At 69.7% G+C, this 16,165-nt stretch carries 14 protein-coding genes; 10 read left to right on the forward strand and 4 right to left on the reverse strand.

The window, feature by feature from the left end:
• Nucleotides 1-22: 22 nt before the first annotated feature.
• Genes ACSFBM_RS22195 through ACSFBM_RS22205 form a run of 3 tightly spaced genes read right to left on the reverse strand, consistent with a single transcriptional unit; the run spans nt 23 to nt 3,318 of the window.
• Nucleotides 23-541: an ureidoglycolate lyase gene (locus tag ACSFBM_RS22195; RefSeq protein WP_435486295.1), complete on the reverse strand. Its 519-nt coding sequence runs from the start codon at nt 539-541 to the stop codon at nt 23-25.
• The gene (locus ACSFBM_RS22200; protein WP_435486296.1) at nt 538-2,019 is read right to left on the reverse strand and encodes a UdgX family uracil-DNA binding protein; all 1,482 of its coding nucleotides are present in this window, start codon (nt 2,017-2,019) and stop codon (nt 538-540) included. The genes ACSFBM_RS22195 and ACSFBM_RS22200 overlap by 4 nt, the downstream gene beginning before the upstream one ends.
• 33 nt (nt 2,020-2,052) lie before the next feature.
• Nucleotides 2,053-3,318 carry a putative DNA modification/repair radical SAM protein gene (locus ACSFBM_RS22205; RefSeq protein WP_435486297.1) on the reverse strand — a complete coding sequence of 422 codons (1,266 nt, stop codon included), beginning with the start codon at nt 3,316-3,318 and terminating at the stop codon, nt 2,053-2,055.
• A 144-nt stretch (nt 3,319-3,462) separates the two neighbouring features.
• On the opposite strand from ACSFBM_RS22205, the gene ACSFBM_RS22210 reads away from it, so the two are divergent.
• The 3 genes from ACSFBM_RS22210 to ACSFBM_RS22220 all read left to right on the forward strand — a co-directional run bounded on the left by ACSFBM_RS22210 (nt 3,463) and on the right by ACSFBM_RS22220 (nt 6,143).
• The gene (locus ACSFBM_RS22210; protein WP_435486298.1) at nt 3,463-3,846 is read left to right on the forward strand and encodes a Rieske (2Fe-2S) protein; all 384 of its coding nucleotides are present in this window, start codon (nt 3,463-3,465) and stop codon (nt 3,844-3,846) included.
• Between the two features lie 23 nt (nt 3,847-3,869).
• The gene (locus ACSFBM_RS22215; RefSeq protein WP_435486299.1) at nt 3,870-4,463 is read left to right on the forward strand and encodes a YbhB/YbcL family Raf kinase inhibitor-like protein; all 594 of its coding nucleotides are present in this window, start codon (nt 3,870-3,872) and stop codon (nt 4,461-4,463) included.
• 165 nt (nt 4,464-4,628) lie between these two features.
• Nucleotides 4,629-6,143 carry a sensor domain-containing diguanylate cyclase gene (locus ACSFBM_RS22220; protein WP_435486300.1) on the forward strand — a complete coding sequence of 505 codons (1,515 nt, stop codon included), beginning with the start codon at nt 4,629-4,631 and terminating at the stop codon, nt 6,141-6,143.
• Between the two features lie 8 nt (nt 6,144-6,151).
• Here ACSFBM_RS22220 and ACSFBM_RS22225 read toward each other — a convergent pair whose 3' ends face one another.
• Nucleotides 6,152-7,078 carry a LysR family transcriptional regulator gene (locus ACSFBM_RS22225; RefSeq protein ID WP_435486301.1) on the reverse strand — a complete coding sequence of 309 codons (927 nt, stop codon included), beginning with the start codon at nt 7,076-7,078 and terminating at the stop codon, nt 6,152-6,154.
• A gap of 156 nt (nt 7,079-7,234) precedes the next feature.
• Between ACSFBM_RS22225 and ACSFBM_RS22230 the strand changes: the two genes are divergently transcribed.
• From ACSFBM_RS22230 to ACSFBM_RS22260, 7 genes are all read left to right on the forward strand, one after another.
• Complete coding sequence (locus tag ACSFBM_RS22230) at nt 7,235-9,370, forward strand: 3-hydroxyacyl-CoA dehydrogenase NAD-binding domain-containing protein (protein WP_435486302.1); 2,136 nt, start codon at nt 7,235-7,237, stop codon at nt 9,368-9,370.
• Between the two features lie 30 nt (nt 9,371-9,400).
• Entirely contained in the window at nt 9,401-10,591 is a 1,191-nt protein-coding gene (locus tag ACSFBM_RS22235; RefSeq protein ID WP_435486303.1) for an acetyl-CoA C-acyltransferase, read from the forward strand.
• Nucleotides 10,592-10,601: 10 nt separating this feature from the next.
• Nucleotides 10,602-11,810, forward strand: a complete 1,209-nt coding sequence (locus tag ACSFBM_RS22240; RefSeq protein WP_435486304.1) for an acyl-CoA dehydrogenase family protein — start codon at nt 10,602-10,604, stop codon at nt 11,808-11,810.
• A gap of 11 nt (nt 11,811-11,821) precedes the next feature.
• Nucleotides 11,822-12,973, forward strand: coding sequence for an acyl-CoA dehydrogenase family protein (locus ACSFBM_RS22245; protein ID WP_435486305.1), 1,152 nt, complete (start codon nt 11,822-11,824; stop codon nt 12,971-12,973).
• Complete coding sequence (locus tag ACSFBM_RS22250; protein ID WP_435486306.1) at nt 12,970-13,794, forward strand: oxepin-CoA hydrolase, alternative type; 825 nt, start codon at nt 12,970-12,972, stop codon at nt 13,792-13,794. The genes ACSFBM_RS22245 and ACSFBM_RS22250 overlap by 4 nt, the downstream gene beginning before the upstream one ends.
• 73 nt (nt 13,795-13,867) lie before the next feature.
• Nucleotides 13,868-15,076, forward strand: coding sequence for a CaiB/BaiF CoA transferase family protein (locus ACSFBM_RS22255; RefSeq protein WP_435486307.1), 1,209 nt, complete (start codon nt 13,868-13,870; stop codon nt 15,074-15,076).
• Nucleotides 15,077-15,130: 54 nt separating this feature from the next.
• Nucleotides 15,131-16,144, forward strand: coding sequence for a Bug family tripartite tricarboxylate transporter substrate binding protein (locus tag ACSFBM_RS22260; protein ID WP_435486308.1), 1,014 nt, complete (start codon nt 15,131-15,133; stop codon nt 16,142-16,144).
• Nucleotides 16,145-16,165 lie beyond the last annotated feature (21 nt).

Here is a 16,165-nt window from a genome sequence, read left to right on the forward strand (position 1 = left end):
CGAACCCTCGCTTGCGGCAGCATCATCCCTCGATGACGGCCGGCACTTCCAGGTGGCAGATGTCGCAGTCGACCTCGCCACCCGCACGCTCCACCACCACGAAGTCGCCCGCATCCACCGCCAGCAGCGCGTGATGCCAGGTGCCGGGCGCAAGCACCACGCCCTGACGCCCATTGGTGACGAAAGCAGCGAGCTCGCCCGCCGACACGGGCGCATCGCCGGCGCGCGCCACCACGATGACGAAGCGGCGCTCGCCCAGCGGCACGAAGCTCTGGCTGCCGAGGGCATGGCGCTCCATTTCCGTGACGGCATGCGGAAAGCGCCGGGCCTGCGCGCGGAACAGCGCGAGCATCGGGCGCCCGCCGTCGGCGCCGAGCTGCAGGTCGGCCAGCAGGTCGAAGCGCGTGGCGTTGCCGCCGTTGATCGGCCGGCCGGGGTCGGTGGCGGGCGCCGCGATGACGGTGCCGTACGGCGCGAAGGCTTGGGCGGTCAGCGGCTGCGCGGCGAGCGGCGCGGCGCCGATGGAAAGGGCATCGTTCATGCCGCGATTGCAGCAGAAAGCGTGCCGCGCGCCAACGCGAGGTCGGCCAGCCAGCGCTCGAAGGCCTCGGCGCGCTCCCCGTCGGGCAGCCGCAGCAGCGCCGACGGGTGCAGCGTGACGAACACGGGCCGCCCGTCCGCGCGCTCATGCAGCCAGGCGCCGCGCTCGGCCTGCACCGCCACCGCCCGCCCGAGCAGCGAGCGCGCCGCCGTGGCGCCCAACGCCACCAGCGCCTGCGGTCGCACCAGCGCGATCTCGCTGTCGAGCCAGTGCGCGCAGGCCAGCGCCTCGCGCTGCGCCGCGGTCTTGTGGATGCGGCGCTTGCCGCGCAGCTCGTACTTGAAGTGCTTCACGGCGTTGGCCAGGTACACGCTGTCGCGCGCCCAGCCCAGCTGCGCCATGGCGCGGTCCAGCAGCTGGCCGGCCGGGCCGACGAAGGGGCGGCCCGCCAGGTCTTCCTGATCGCCGGGCTGCTCGCCGACGAGCATGTGCCGCGCGCCTTGCGGGCCTTCGCCGCACACGGCCTGCGTGGCGAGTGCGCCGATGGGGCAATCGCGGCACGCATGCGCGGCGGCACGCAACTCGTCGAGGCTGGCCGGCGCCACGCCGTCGGCCGGCCGCAGGTGCAGCGGCACGGGTGCGCGGATGCGCCGGGCCACCGTGGGCGGCGCATCGATCATCGACTGGCTGCGCGCCGCGGCCGCGTCCGTCAACGGCTGGATCAGCGCGGCCTCCGGCAGGTTGTGCCAATAGCGGCGCGGCATCTCGCGCCGCATCATGGCGACCTTCAGGCGCGCGGGGTTGAAGATGTGCGCGTAGTAGGTCAGCCAGAGCTGCTCGCCGGCATCGGGCGGCGGCTTCTCGCGGCGGTCGGCGCCGTCGCGGAAAGACAGGGCCTCGCCATTCCATTCGACGCAGCGATCCGGCGTGAGGATGGCCCAGCGCATCTGCGCGAAGCGGCGCGCGAAGAACGGCGCGTTGGCCGCCACGATGCGGTGGTCGGGCTCGAACCACGCGACGTGGCGCTCGCCCACTTGCGCGTCCGCCACGCGGGTGAAGCGCACGAAGGCGCGCATCTTGTGGATGTCGCGGTGCACGGCCTTGGCCATCTGCTGCGCCTGCATCATGTCGGCGTCCAGCGGGTCGTGCCGCAGGGCCGGCTCGCGGGTCAGGCGCCAGAGCAGCCGGTACAGCAGCGCCAGGCGTTGCGGATCGCGGTGCAGGATCACGTCGGCACACAGCGCGACGAAGAACGCGGGCACCGCGTGCCGCACGGCGCCGGCGGCCGGTGGCGACGGTGCCAGCTCGAACGCATCGCCTTCGTCGCCAGCCCCGCCGAACAGGTCACCGGCCGCGCCTTCGCTCACCGCGCCGTCGCTCCATTCGACCTGGTCGGGCGGCACGCCGCCGGCCAGCAAGCGCCGCGCATGGCGGCGGAAAGCGTCGAGATCGACCGGGTCTTCGAGCCGTATGCGCATGGTGCTGGTCCTCGGCCTTTCTTCAGCCCTTGCTCAGAACAGCGAAGCCTGCGCTGCCGCTTGCGCCGGCCGGGCCGCAGGCGCAGCCGACGCCATGGCACCCGCAGCCGGCCGGTGCCCGTCGGCCACCACGAACGGCAGCACCTTGCGCGCCGGCACGTGCAGGCGCCGCAGGTCGTCGGCGCGCACCCGGCGCACGCGCCGCGCCTGCAGCAGCCGCTCGACCGCCTTCACGCCCAGCCCGGGCACGCGCAGCAGCATCTCGCGCGGCGCGTGGTTCAGGTCGACCGGAAAGCGCTCGGCATGCGCCAGCGCCCAGGCCAGCTTGGGGTCGACGTCCAGCCGCAGCAGTCCGTCGGGCGCGGCCACGATCTCCTGGTGCTCGAAGCCGTAGAAGCGCATGAGCCAGTCGGCCTGGTAGAGCCGGTGCTCGCGCATGAGCGGCGGTGCCACCAGCGGCAGCGCGCGGGCCGCATCGGGAATGGGGCTGAAGGCCGAGTAGTACACGCGCTTCAACTTGTAGGCGCCGTACAGCGTGGCGCTGGACGCGAGGATGCGCCGGTCGTCGGTGGCGTCGGCGCCCACGATCATCTGCGTGCTCTGGCCTGCGGGCGCGAAAGGCGGCGGCTTGGCGGCGGTGGGCGCGGCGCCCGGCAGCGCGCGGATGGGCACCACGCGGCGCGCCTCCTCGCGCGTGTCGTCGATGCGCAGGCGCAGCCGTGCCATGGAGCGGCGAATGGCGCTTTCGTTCTTCTCGGGCGCCAGGGCCTGCAGCCCTTCGGCGGTGGGCATCTCGACGTTGATGCTGAGCCGGTCGGCATAGCGGCCGGCGCGCGCCAGCAGTTCGTCGCTGGCGTCGGGAATGGTCTTCAGGTGGATGTAGCCGCGAAAGTCGTGCTCCTCGCGCAGCACGCGCGCCACCTCGACCACCTGCTCCATGGTGTGGTCGGGCGACTTGATGATGCCGCTGGACAGGAACAAGCCCTCGATGCAGTTGCGGCGGTAGAAATCCAGCGTGAGCTGCACCACTTCTTCGACGCGAAAGCGCGCACGCGGCACGTTGCTCGACGCGCGGTTGACGCAATAGAGGCAGTCGTACTGGCAGTGGTTGGTCAGCAGCACCTTCAGCAGCGAGATGCAGCGGCCGTCGGGCGCGTAGCTGTGGCAGATGCCCGCGCCCTCGGTGGAGCCGATGCCGCGCCCGCCCAGCGAATCGCGCGGCTGCGAGCCGCTCGACGCGCAGGAGGCGTCGTACTTGGCGGCGTCGGCCAGGATGGCGAGTTTGCGCTGGATGTCCACGGGGGCCTTGATGAAGCGGGTACTGTATGAATATACAGTTTTAAACCGCGGCCGTCCCGCGGAAATCCTGTCATCTGGCTGCGATTTGTAAGCCGGCCATTGCGCATTGCGCAGCCCCCGAACCTTGGCTACCCTCGCTGGCAGATGACCGACGACCCCACAGCGCCCGCCCCTACGCCCGATGACGGCGCCACGGCACCCGCCCCCGGCCCGATTTGCGCCAACCTCCCCGACGATGGCCTCGCAAGCAAGTTCACCGCTCCCCATGGCGTGCCCGCCTTCGCGGTGCGCTGGCACGGCGGGGTGTACGCCTACCTCAACCAGTGCCCGCATGCGGGCGGCCCGCTCGACTTCGAGGGCCAGGTGCTCGAAAGCTCGGGCCGCTTCCTGATGTGCGCGCGTCACGGAGCCATCTTCGAGCCCGACACCGGCAAGTGCGTCGGCGGCCCCTGCCGCGGCGCGCGGCTCACGCCGCTGGCGGTGCACGAGAAGACGGACGGCAGCGTGTGGCTGGGCCACGCCGGATGAACACAACCTTTACAGGAGATTCCATGCGCAACAAGCTTCACTCCCTCGCCTCGCCAGTGGCGGCCCTCGCCCTCGCAGGCCTCATGGCCGGCTGCACCGGCATGTCGGGCGGCACCGGCGCCGGCGGCAAGGCCTTCACGGGCATGCGCGTCAGCTCCAGCGCCTTCGCCGACAACGGCCTGATCCCGGCCGAGCACGCCGGGGCCGGCGAGTGCGGCGGCAAGAACGTCTCGCCGCCCGTGGCATGGAGCAACCTGCCGGCCAAGACCAAATCGGTCGCCGTGCTGATCTTCGACCCGGACGGCGCGGCCGGCCTGGGCGTGTCGCACTGGGTGGCCTACAACATCGCGGCCGAGCGCGGCGAACTCAAGGCCGGCGAAGGCCAGGCGGGCTCGAACTTCAACTTCACCATGGGCCCGAACGTGGCCGGCGCGCCCGCGTACCGCGGCATGTGCCCGCCGGTGGGCGACCGGCCGCACCACTACGTGATGACCGTGGTCGCCTCCGACCTCGCACCGGGCGCGCTGCCTGCCGGACTGTCGCGCGACGCGCTGGTGGCCGCGCTCAAGGGCCATGCGCTGGGCGGACAGAGCGTGGTGGGCCTGTACAGCCGCTGATGCCGCTGATGCCGCCGGTGCTGTCGTTGCGCAAGACCCGCTGGGGGCGCGTCAACGGGGCGCCGCGTGTCAAATGCAAAGCTATGCACGCGGGTAATAATTAAGGCTCCCGTTCGCCGGCGCCGGTCAGCCATGGCTGCTGCCGCTTTTCCGAAAGCTTCATCGATGGTCATGCCAGCAGCCGCGTCCGCCTCTTCATCGGTTTCAACGGGCTCCACCGCTCCACCCTCCGCCGGCGACCTCGACGCCATGTTCGACCTGGCGCCCGTCTCGCTCTGGGTCGAGGACTACAGCGACCTCAAGCGCAAGCTGGACGGCTGGCGCGCCGAAGGCGTCACCGACCTGGTCGCCTACCTGGCCGAAGACCCCCTGCGCGTGAGCGACTGCATGGCGCTGTTGAAGGTGCTGCGGGTCAACCAGCACACGCTGAAGCTCTTTGCGGCCGACAGCCAGGAAACCCTGCTCGGCGCGCTCGACCGCGTGTTCCGAGGCGACATGTCGGCCACCGTGGTGCACGAGCTCGACCGGCTGTGGCGCGGCGAACTCACCTTCGAGAGCGAGACCGTCAACTACGCCCTGGACGGCCGCCGGCTCGACGTGCGCGTGCGCGCCCGCGTGCTGCCCGGCCATGAAGACAGCTGGGACCGCGTGCTGGTCTCGCTCGACGACATCACCGAGCGCGTGGCCGCGCAGCGCCTGCGCGACGAAAGCGCCAGGTACGCGCGCAGCCTGTTCGACCGCTCGCCGGTGTCGCTGTGGGTGGAAGACTTCAGCGCGGTGCGCACGCTGATGGACAACATCCGCGCGCGCGGCATCACCGACTTCGCCACCTTCATCAAGGTGCATCCCGAGTTCGTCACGCGCTGCATGCAGGAGATCCGCGTCATCGACGTGAACCAGGAAACCCTGCGCATGTTCGGCGCGCCCGACCTGACCACGCTGCTGGGCAGCCTGTCGCGCGTCTTTCGCGACGAGATGCGCGAATCTTTCGCGGAGCAGTTGCACGACCTGTGGAACGGCAAGACGGTGCAGCACCGCGAGGTGCTCAACTACTCGCTGTCGGGCGAGGCGCTCAACATCCACATGCAGTTCGCCGTGCAGGACGACCGGCTCGACACCTGGGACCTGGTGCTGGTGTCGCTGGTGGACATCACCGCGCGCAAGAAGGCCGAGGCCTACCTCGAGTACCTCGGCAAGCACGACGTGCTCACGCAGCTGTGCAACCGCACCTACTACACCGAGGAGCTCAACCGGCTGTCGCGCAAGGGCCCGTGGCCGGTGTCGATCGTCGTCATCGACCTCAACGGCCTGAAGCAGCTCAACGACCAGGAAGGCCACGCCGCCGGCGACTCGATGCTGCGCCGCATGGGCGAGGTGCTCGACAAGGCCGTCGCGCCGCCGGCCTGGCCCGCGCGCGTGGGCGGCGACGAGTTCGCCGTGCTGCTGCCGATGACCGACGAGCGCGGCGCCGACGCGATGCGCGAGCGCATCCTCATGCTGCTGGAGCTGAACAACCAGTTCCACGCGGGCCAGAGCGGCCATCCGCTGAGCCTGGCCATCGGGCTGGCGACCTGCAATGCCGGCGAGTCTCTGGAAGCCGCACTGCAGCGCGCGGACCGGGCGATGTACGTGGACAAGGCGCGGTACTACGAGAGCACGGGCCTCGACCGGCGCACGTAGCCGAGCGGCTAAGGCACCTCGCCCAGCCCATCCCCTGGCCCATCCCCCGGCCCGCGTACCCGCTCCAGCACGAAGTCGATGAAGGTCCGTATCGCCCGCGTGTGCTGGCGGTTCGGCATGTACAGCATGAACATCTGCGTGCCGAAGATGCTAAGGCGCCAGTCGTCCAGCGTGGTCACCACGTCGCCGCGGCGCACGTCGTCCTGCACCACGTAGTCGGGCACCAGGCCGATGCCCAGGCCCGCGAGGATGGCCTGGCGCAGGAACAGGAAATTCTCCGAAATGAGCGTCGGCTCCAGGATCACCTCGCGCCGCGTCTCCCCCTGGTAGGCCGACACGCGCAGCTGGCGACCGATGACGGCGGCCGTGACCACCGGCGCGCCCTGCAGGGCGTCGAGCTGGTCGGGCAGCGGGTGCTTCGCCGCGTAGTCGGCCGAGGCGCACGCCACGTAGCGCACCGGCCCCATCTCGCGCGCCACCAGGTTCTGCGGCGGCTCGGGAATCACGCGGATGGCGATGTCGACCTCGTCGCGCAGCAGGTCTTCGATGCGGTTTTCGAACACCACGTCGAGCACGATGCCCGGGTACTGCCGCTTGAAGTCGATCAGCCAGTCGGCCATCACCAGCTGCCCGTAGCCGCTGGGCACGCTCAGGCGCACGCGGCCCTGCAGGCCCTGGCCCAGCTCGGTGACCGATTCGCGCGCGGCCAGCAGCTCGCCCTGGATGGCCACGCCGTGCTGGTACAGGCGCAGGCCGATTTCGGTCGGTTCGGCGCGCCGGGTGGTGCGGCGCACCAGCTGCGCGCCCACCGAGCGCTCCAGCTGGTTCAGGTGGTAGCTGACGTTGGCGCGGGTCATCTTGAGGCGGCGGGCTGCCGCGCTCAGGTTGCCCGCATCGAGGATTTCCACCAGCAGGGTGAGCGATTGCAGGTCCATGCACCGGATTGTGTCAAAAATTCTTTGACAGTCTGTCAACCAGCTATGCAATTGTCAAAGCGCCGCTACGGGCAAAGAATGCGGGGTTCACCCCCCAGAGCCTCCGGACCCCTCGCGCGACGCGCGTGCGGGCCCGCCACGCAAGAGACAAGCACCATGGCCACAACCGATACCAGCCCTTCCACGTCTTCCGGTCCCGTCACCTTCGAGCGTCATGGCGACGTGTTCGTGGTGACCATCGACAACCCGCCCGTCAACGCCCTGGGCGTGGACGTGCGCCGCGGCCTCGTGGCCGCCATCGACGCGGCCGAGGCCGACGGCGCCGCGAGGGCGGTGCTGATCGTCGGCGCCGGCCGCAACTTCATCGCCGGCGCGGACATCCGCGAGTTCGGCAAGCCGCCGCAAGCGCCTTCGCTGCCCGAGGCCTGCCTGAAGATCGAGAACTGCACCAAGCCGGTGGTCGCCGCCATCCACGGCGCCGCGCTCGGCGGCGGGCTCGAAGTGGCGCTGTCGGCCCACTACCGCGTGGCCTCGCCCACCGCCAAGCTGGGCCTGCCCGAAGTGGCGCTGGGCCTGTTGCCCGGCTCGGGCGGCACGCAGCGCGCGCCGCGCCTGATCGGCGTGAAGCCCGCACTGGAACTGATGTTGAGCGGCCGCCATGCGGGCGCGAAGGAAGCACTGTCGCTGGGCCTCGTCGACCGCCTGGCCACCGACGCCGACGCGCGCGCCGAAGGCCTGGCCTACGCGCAGGAACTGGTGGCCGCCAACGCGCCCGTGCGCCGCACGCGCGAAGCCACCGGCCTCGCCGACAAGGAAGCCAGCCGCGCCGCCCTCGAAGCCGCGCGCGCCGACACCGCCAAGAAGAGCCGCGGCCTGTTCTCGCCGATGAAGATCATCGAAGCCGTCGAAGGCGCGCTCACGCTGCCCTTCGACGAAGGCATGGCGCTGGAACGCAAGCTGTTCCTGCAGTGCATCGACAGCCCGCAGCGCGCCGGCCTGATCCACGCCTTCTTCGCCGAGCGCGAAGTGCTGAAGGCGCCCGAGACCCGGTCGGCCAAGCCCCGCGCGCTGGCGTCCGCCGGCATCGTCGGCGGCGGCACCATGGGCGCCGGCATTGCGGTGGCCATGCTGGACGCCGGCATGCCCGTGACCATGATCGAGCGCGACGACGCCCAGCTCGCGCATGGCCGCGCCAACGTCGAGAAGGTGTACGACGGCCTCATCAAGAAGGAGCGCATGACGCCCGAGGCCAAGGCCGCGGTGATGGCGCGCTTCAACGGCTCCACGAGCTACGACGCCCTGGCCGACGCCGACATCGTGGTCGAAGCGGTGTTCGAGGACATGGCGGTGAAGAAGGCCGTGTTCGCCGAACTCGACCGCGTGTGCAAGCAAGGCGCGGTGCTGGCCACCAACACCTCGTACCTGGACATCGACGAGATCGCCGCCAGCGTTTCGCGCCCGCAGGACGTGGTGGGCCTGCACTTCTTCTCGCCGGCCAACATCATGAAGCTGCTGGAGATCGTGGTGCCCGCCAAGGTGAGCGCCGACGTGGTCGCCACGGGCTTCGAACTCGCGAAGAAGCTGAAGAAGGTGCCGGTGCGCGCCGGCGTGTGCGACGGCTTCATCGGCAACCGCATCCTGGCCGTGTACCGCCAGGCGGCCGACCACATGATGGAAGACGGCGCCTCGCCGTACGACATCGACGCGGCCGTGCGCAACTTCGGCTACCCGATGGGCCCGTTCCAGGTGTCCGACCTGGCCGGCGGCGACATCGGCTGGGCCACGCGCAAGCGCAAGGCCGCCACGCGCGACCCGCAGGCGCGCTATGTGCAGATTGCCGACCGCATCTGCGAGCGCGGCTGGTTCGGCCAGAAGACGCAGCGCGGCTACTACCTGTACCCCGAAGGCGCCCGCGCCGGCCAACCCGACCCCGAGGTGCTGGCCATCATCGACGCCGAACGCGAACGCGCGGGCATCAAGCCGCGCCAGTTCACCGAAGAAGAAATCATGCGCCGCTACATGGCCGCGATGGTCAACGAAGGCGCCAACGTGGTGCTCCAGCGCATTGCGCTGCGCCCGCTCGACGTGGACGTGACCTTCCTGTACGGCTACGGCTTCCCGCGCCACCGCGGCGGCCCCATGAAGTACGCCGACACCGTGGGCCTGCCGAAGGTGCTGGCCGACATCCGCGAGTTCGCGAAGGAAGACCCGATCTTCTGGAAGCCGTCGCCGCTGCTGGTGCAGCTGGTGGAGCGCGGCGCAGATTTCGCCAGCCTCAATCAATCCGAGTAATCACAGAGACAGCCGTCCAGGAGACACCCCATGCGTGAAGCCGTCATCGTTTCCACCGCCCGCACCCCGCTCACCAAGGCGCACCGCGGCGAATTCAACATCACCCCCGGCGCCACGCTGGCGTCCTTCGCCGTGAAGGCGGCGGTCGAGCGCTCGGGCCTCGACCCCGCGCTCATCGAGGACGCGATCCTCGGCTGCGGCTACCCCGAAGGCACCACCGGCCGCAACATCGCGCGCCAGGCCATCATCCGTTCGGGCCTGCCGATCAGCATCGCCGGCACCACCGTGAACCGCTTCTGCGCCTCGGGCCTGCAGGCGATTGCCATGGCCGCAGGCCGCATCGTGGTGGACGGCGCGCCGGCGATGATCGCGGGCGGCGTCGAAAGCATCTCGCAGATCCGCGGCCGCAGCCCCGGCGATGGCGGCGACCTCAGCCTGGACCCGTGGATCGTCGAGCACAAGCCCGAGCTGTACATGGCGATGATCGACACCGCCGACATCGTCGCCAAGCGCTACAACATCAGCCGCGAGGCGCAGGACCGCTTCTCCGCCGAGAGCCAGCGCAAGACCGAAGAGGCGCAGATCGCCGGACGCTACAAGGACGAGATCGTCGCCTGCACCACCACCATGGCCGTGACCGACAAGGAGACCAAGGAAGTCACCCACCGCGAAGTCACCGCCACCGAAGACAACTGCAACCGCCGCGGCACCACCTACGAGGCGCTCGCCAAGCTCAAGCCGGTGATGGGCGAGGACAAGTTCATCACCGCCGGCAACGCCTCGCAGCTCTCCGACGGCGCCTCGGCCTGCGTGCTGATGGAAGCCAAGGATGCAGAGCGCGCCAACATCAAGCCGCTGGGCGCCTTCCGCGGCCTCGCGCTGGCCGGCTGCGAGCCCGACGAAATGGGCATCGGCCCCGTGTTCGCCGTGCCCAAGCTGCTCGCGCGCCACGGCCTCAAGGTGCAAGACATCGACCTGTGGGAGCTCAACGAAGCCTTCGCCTCGCAGTCGATCTATTGCCAGGACAAGCTGGGCATTCCGTCGGAGCGCCTGAACGTGAACGGCGGCGCCATCTCCATCGGCCACCCCTTCGGCATGACCGGCGCGCGCCTCACGGGCCACGTGCTCATCGAAGGCAAGCGCCGCGGCGCCAAGTACGCGGTGGTCACGATGTGCATCGCCGGCGGCATGGGCGCCGCAGGCCTGTTCGAAATCTACTGAGGAACGCGCGATGGACCTGAACTTCACCCCCGAAGAAGAAGCCTTCCGCAGCGAAGTGCGCGCCTTCCTGGCCGACAAGCTGCCGGTGCGCTTGTCCGAGAAAGTGCGCGGCGGCAAGATCCTGGAAAAGGCCGACATGCAGGAGTGGCACGCCACGCTGAACGCGCGCGGCTGGCTCGCCAACCACTGGCCCGAGCAGTACGGCGGCCCGGGCTGGACGGCGGTCGAGAAGTTCATCTTCGAACACGAATGCGCGCTGGCCTTCGCGCCGCGCATCGTGCCCTTCGGCGTGAACATGCTCGGCCCGGTGCTCATCAAGTACGGCAACGAGGCGCAGAAGCAGCGCTGGCTGCCGCGCATCCTGAACGGCGACGACTGGTGGTGCCAGGGCTACTCGGAACCCGGCGCCGGCTCCGACCTGGCGGCGGTGAAGACGTCCGCCGTGCGCGGCATCGACGCGCAGGGCGACCACTACATCGTGAACGGCCAGAAGACCTGGACCACGCTGGGCCAGCACGCCAACATGATCTTCTGCCTGGTGCGCACCAACCGCGAGGCGAAGAAGCAGGAGGGCATCAGCTTCCTGCTGATCGACATGACCTCGCCCGGCGTGGAAGTGCGCCCGATCATCACGCTCGACGGCGAGCATGAAGTGAACGAAGTGTTCTTCTCCGACGTGCGCGTGCCGGCCGAGAACCTGGTGGGCGAGGAGAACAAGGGCTGGACCTGCGCCAAGTACCTGCTGACCTACGAGCGCACCAACATCGCGGGGGTGGGCTTCTCGGTGGCCGCGCTCGAACAGTTGAAGGGCATTGCCGCCTCGCAGACCAAGAACGGCAAGCCGCTGGCGGACGACCCGGCCTTCGCGGCGCGCCTGGCGCGCGTGGAGATCGACCTGGAGAACATGAAGACGACCAACCTGCGCGTGATCGCGGCGGTGGCCGGCGGCGGCGTGCCGGGCGCGGAAAGCTCGATGCTGAAGATCCGCGGCACCGAGATCCGCCAGGAAATCTCGTCGCTGGCGCGCCGCGCGATGGGCGTGTACGGCCGCCCCTTCGTGGCCGAGGCGCTGAAGGACGGGTACACCGGCGAGACCTTCGGGCCCGACTACGCGTCGGCCGCCGCCTCGCGCTATTTCAACAACCGCAAGCTGTCGATCTTCGGCGGCTCCAATGAAATCCAGAAGAACATCATCAGCAAGATGATCCTGGGCCTGTAAGGAGACACGCAATGAACTTCGAACACACCGAAGACCGGCGCATGCTCGCCGACAGCCTGAACCGCTTCATCAGCGAGCAGTACGCCTTCGACGCGCGCGACCGCATCGCGAAGTCGCAGCACGGGTTCAGCAAGGAAATCTTCCAGCAGTTCGCCGAACTCGGCGTGATCGGCGCGCTGTTCAGCGAGGCCGACGGCGGCTTCGGCGGCGGCGGCTTCGACATTGCCGTGGTCTTCGAGGCCCTGGGCCGCGGCCTCGTCGTCGAGCCGCTGCTGGGCGCGGTGATGGTCGGCGAGGCCCTCAGCGTGGCCGGCACCGAGGCGCAGAAGGAAAAGCTCGGCGACGTCATCAACGGCGTGAGCGTCGTGGCCTTCGCGCACGACGAAGCCGACACGCACTACGAACGCACGCGCGTGGCCACCAAGGCCGAACGCAATGGCGATGGCTGGGTGCTGCACGGCGCCAAGGCCGTGGTGCCGCAAGGCGAGCAGGCCGACCTGTTCCTGGTCTCCGCGCGCACCTCGGGCAACGTGGACGACGAAGCCGGCATCTCGCTGTTCCTCGTGCCCGCAAAAGCTGCGAAAGCCGCAGGCCTCACGGTGCGCGGCTGCCCGTCCATCGACGGTGGCCGTGTCGCCGAACTCGCGTTCGACGGCGTGAAGCTGGGCGCCGACGCGCTGCTGGGCGCCGAAGGCCAGGGCCACGCCACGCTGGAGCGCGCCATCGGCCGCGGCGTGCTCGCGCTGTGCGCCGAAGCGCTGGGCGCCATGGAAGCCGCCAAGACCGCGACGCTGGACTACCTGCGCACGCGCAAGCAGTTCGGCACGCTCATCGGCAGCTTCCAGGCCCTGCAGCACCGCATGGCCGACCTGCTGCTGGAGATCGAGCAGGCCCGCTCGGCCGTCATCAACGCCGCGGCCGCCCTCGACACGGGCAACCGCGTGACGCGCGAGCGCGCGCTGTCGGCCGCCAAGTTCAGCATCGGGCGCATCGGCGCGCTGGTGGCCGAAGAAAGCATCCAGATGCACGGCGGCATCGGCATGACGTGGGAGCTGCCCCTGCCCCACTACGCCAAGCGCCTGGTGATGATCGACCACCAGCTGGGCGACGAAGACCATCACCTGCAGCGCTACATCCAGCTCGGCAAGGAGATCGCGGCATGACGGACACGACGAGCAAGACCGTGCTGATCTCGCAGGAAGGCGCCGTGCGCATCCTGACCAACAGCAACCCCGGCGCGCGCAACGCGATCACGCCGACGCTGTATGCCGAGCTGAGCGCCGCGCTCGCCGACGCCGAGCAGGACCCCGAAGTCGGCGCCATCGTCTTCACCGGCGCGGGCGACTTCTTCTGCTCCGGCGGCGACCTGAACCTGCTGGCCAAGCGCCGCGAGCTGCCCATGGCGGAACGCCGCCAGATCCTGGAAGGCCTGAACAACCTGATCCGCGCGCTGCGCGATTGCAGCAAGCCAGTGATCGCGGCGGTCGAAGGCGGCGCGGCCGGTGCAGGCCTGTCGATGGCGCTGGCCTGCGACATGCTGGTGTCGGCGCGCGACGCGTTCTACACCGTGGCCTACGTCAAGGTCGGCCTCACGCCCGACGGCGGCGCCACCGCCTTCCTGGCCGAGTTCGTCTCGCGCCAGGTGCTCACCGAGCTGTGCCTCACCGGCGACCGCATGACGGCCGAGCGCCTGAACCAGCTAGGCGCGGTCAACCGCCTGACCGACAAGGGCGCGGCGCTGGCCGAGGCCGTGGCGCTCGCGGCCAAGGTCGCGACCGGCCCGCAGCGCGCCACCACGCGCATCAAGACGCTGTGCCGCCAGGCGCACCACGCCACGCTCGAAGCGCAACTCGACGCCGAGGCCGTGTTCATGGTCGAGTCGCAGGGCGACGCCGAAGCGGCCGAGGGCATCGGCGCGTTCCTGGGCAAGCGCAAGGCCGACTTCGTCGCCTTGCGCCACGACAAGGCAAAGGACGCGTCCTGACCCGACCCGTGCTGCTTTCACTTCATGCCTCGCACGTTGTGCGGGGCTTTCTCGTTTCTCCGAAGTCTGTGTCATGCCTCTATTGAATTCATCGCTGCCGCTCGCCGGCGTGCGCGTCCTCGACCTGTCCCGCATCCTGGCGGGCCCCTGGTGCGGCATGGTGCTGGCCGACATGGGCGCCGAGGTGATCAAGGTCGAGCACCCGGGCCGCGGCGACGACACGCGCGACTGGGGCCTGCGTGTCGGCAAGACCGAAACCGCCTACTTCAACAGCGTGAACCGCAACAAGCGCTCGGTCACGCTCGACCTGCAGACGCCCGAAGGCCAGCAGATCGCGCGCGACCTGGCCAAGCAGTGCGACGTGGTGATCCAGAACTTCAAGTTCGGCGGCATCGACAAGCTGGGCCTGGGCTACGAGCAGCTCAGCAAGGAGCAGCCCGGCCTCATCTACTGCTCGATCTCGGGCTACGACCGCACCGGCGCCGAGGCCGCGCGCCCGGGCTACGACCTCGTCGTGCAAGGCGAAGCCGGCCTGATGGCGCTCAACGGCGAAGCCGACCAGCCGCCGCTGAAGTTCGGCGTGGCCGTGGTCGACCTGTTCACCGGCATGTACTCGGCGCAGGCCATCCTTGCCGCGCTGTACCAGCGCGAGAAGACCGGCAAGGGCCGGCACGTGGAGATGGCGCTGTTCGACTGCGGCCTGATGATCACCGCCTACTACGGCCTCGAAGCGCTGCTGATGGGCGAAGACCCGCCGCGCTACGGCAACTCGCACCCGTCGATCGTGCCGTACGGCGTGTTCGACGCGGCCGACGGCCCGCTGGTGATCACCGTGGGCAACAACGCGCAGTTCGCGCGCTTCTGCACCGAGGTGATCGAACGGCCCGACCTGGCGGCCGACGAGCGCTTCAAGACCAACATCCTGCGTTCGGCCAACCGCGCGGTGCTGCTGCCCGAGCTGCACGCCGAACTGGCCAAGCGCCCGCGCGCCGGCCTGCTCGAAAAGCTCACCGCCTCGGGCATTCCGTGCGGCGAGGTGCTGGGCCTGCTGGAGGCGCTGCAATCCAAGCGCGCGACCGATGCCGGCCTGGTCACCCGGCAACCGCACCCGGTGGCCGGCACGGTCGACGTGCTGGCGCCGCCCTACCGTTTCGACGGCGAGCGCCTGCCGGTGCGCAGCGCGCCGCCCACCCTGGGCGAAGGCACGCACGACGTGCTGCAGTCCCTGCTCGGCCTGTCGGATGAAAAGCTGGCCGCGCTGAAATCGAGTGGCGTGGTCTGAGCAAGACGCGCCGTTTTCCCTTGTTCCCCTGTGCATCCCTGAAGTAAGAAGTCCATGGCCTCCCCCGCTTTCCGTTCCCTCCGCAATCCCGTTCGCCGCGCACTCCTTGCCCTGGCCCTTCCCCTCACCCTTTCACTCGTGGCCGGCAGCGCCTTCGCGCAAGCTTGGCCCAGCAAGCCGATCACGCTGATCGTGCCCTTCCCGCCCGGCGGCCCGACCGACGTGGCCTCGCGCATCGTGGCGCAGAAGATGTCGCTCGCGCTCAAGCAGAACATCGTCATCGACAACCGCAGCGGCGCCTCGGGCACCGTGGGCGCCGCCACGGCCGCGCGCGCCGCGCCGGACGGCTACACCTTCGTGATGCTGGCCACGCCCACGCTGCTGGCCTCGCACCTGTACGGCGCCACCGGCGGCTACGACATCTTCAAGAACTTCACGCCCGTGGGCTCGGTGTACGACCTGCCGATCGTGCTGGTGGTCAACCCCAAGTCGCTGCCCGACGTCAACAGCCTGCAGGACCTGATCGCCAAGGCCAAGGCCGAAGGCGGCAAGCTCAACTACACGACGGCCGGCGCCGGCAGCTTCGGCCACCTGACGACCGAGCAGCTGAAGAACATCGGCAAGTTCGACATGCAGCACGTGCCTTACCGCGGCAGCGCGCCGGCCGTGACCGACCTGATCGGCGGCCAGGTGCCGGCGATGTTCTCCGACCTGGTGGCCGTGATTCCGCACATCCGTGCGGGCAAGGTGCGCGCCATCGCGGTGGGTTCGGGCAAGCGCGTGAGCCTGCTGCCCGACGTGAAGACGGTGGCCGAGCAGGGCTTTCCCGGTTTCGACGCCACCTCGTGGGGCGGCATGCTGGCCCCTGCCGGCACGCCCAAGGACGTGGTCGAGCGCATGAGCGCCGAGCTGAAGAAGGCGCTGGCCGACAAGGAAGTGCAGGACAAGCTGGAGAGCGTGGGCTCCTTCGCGGCCTACCGCACGCCCGAGCAGACCGGCGTGCGCATGAAGCAGGACTTCGAGCGCTGGGGCAAGGTCATTCGCGACAACCACATCACGAACCAGTAGAACCAGAACCGGCCGGGCCGG

The sequence above is a fragment of the Variovorax pasteuri genome (assembly GCF_051216435.1).
Lineage (GTDB): Bacteria > Pseudomonadota > Gammaproteobacteria > Burkholderiales > Burkholderiaceae_C > Variovorax.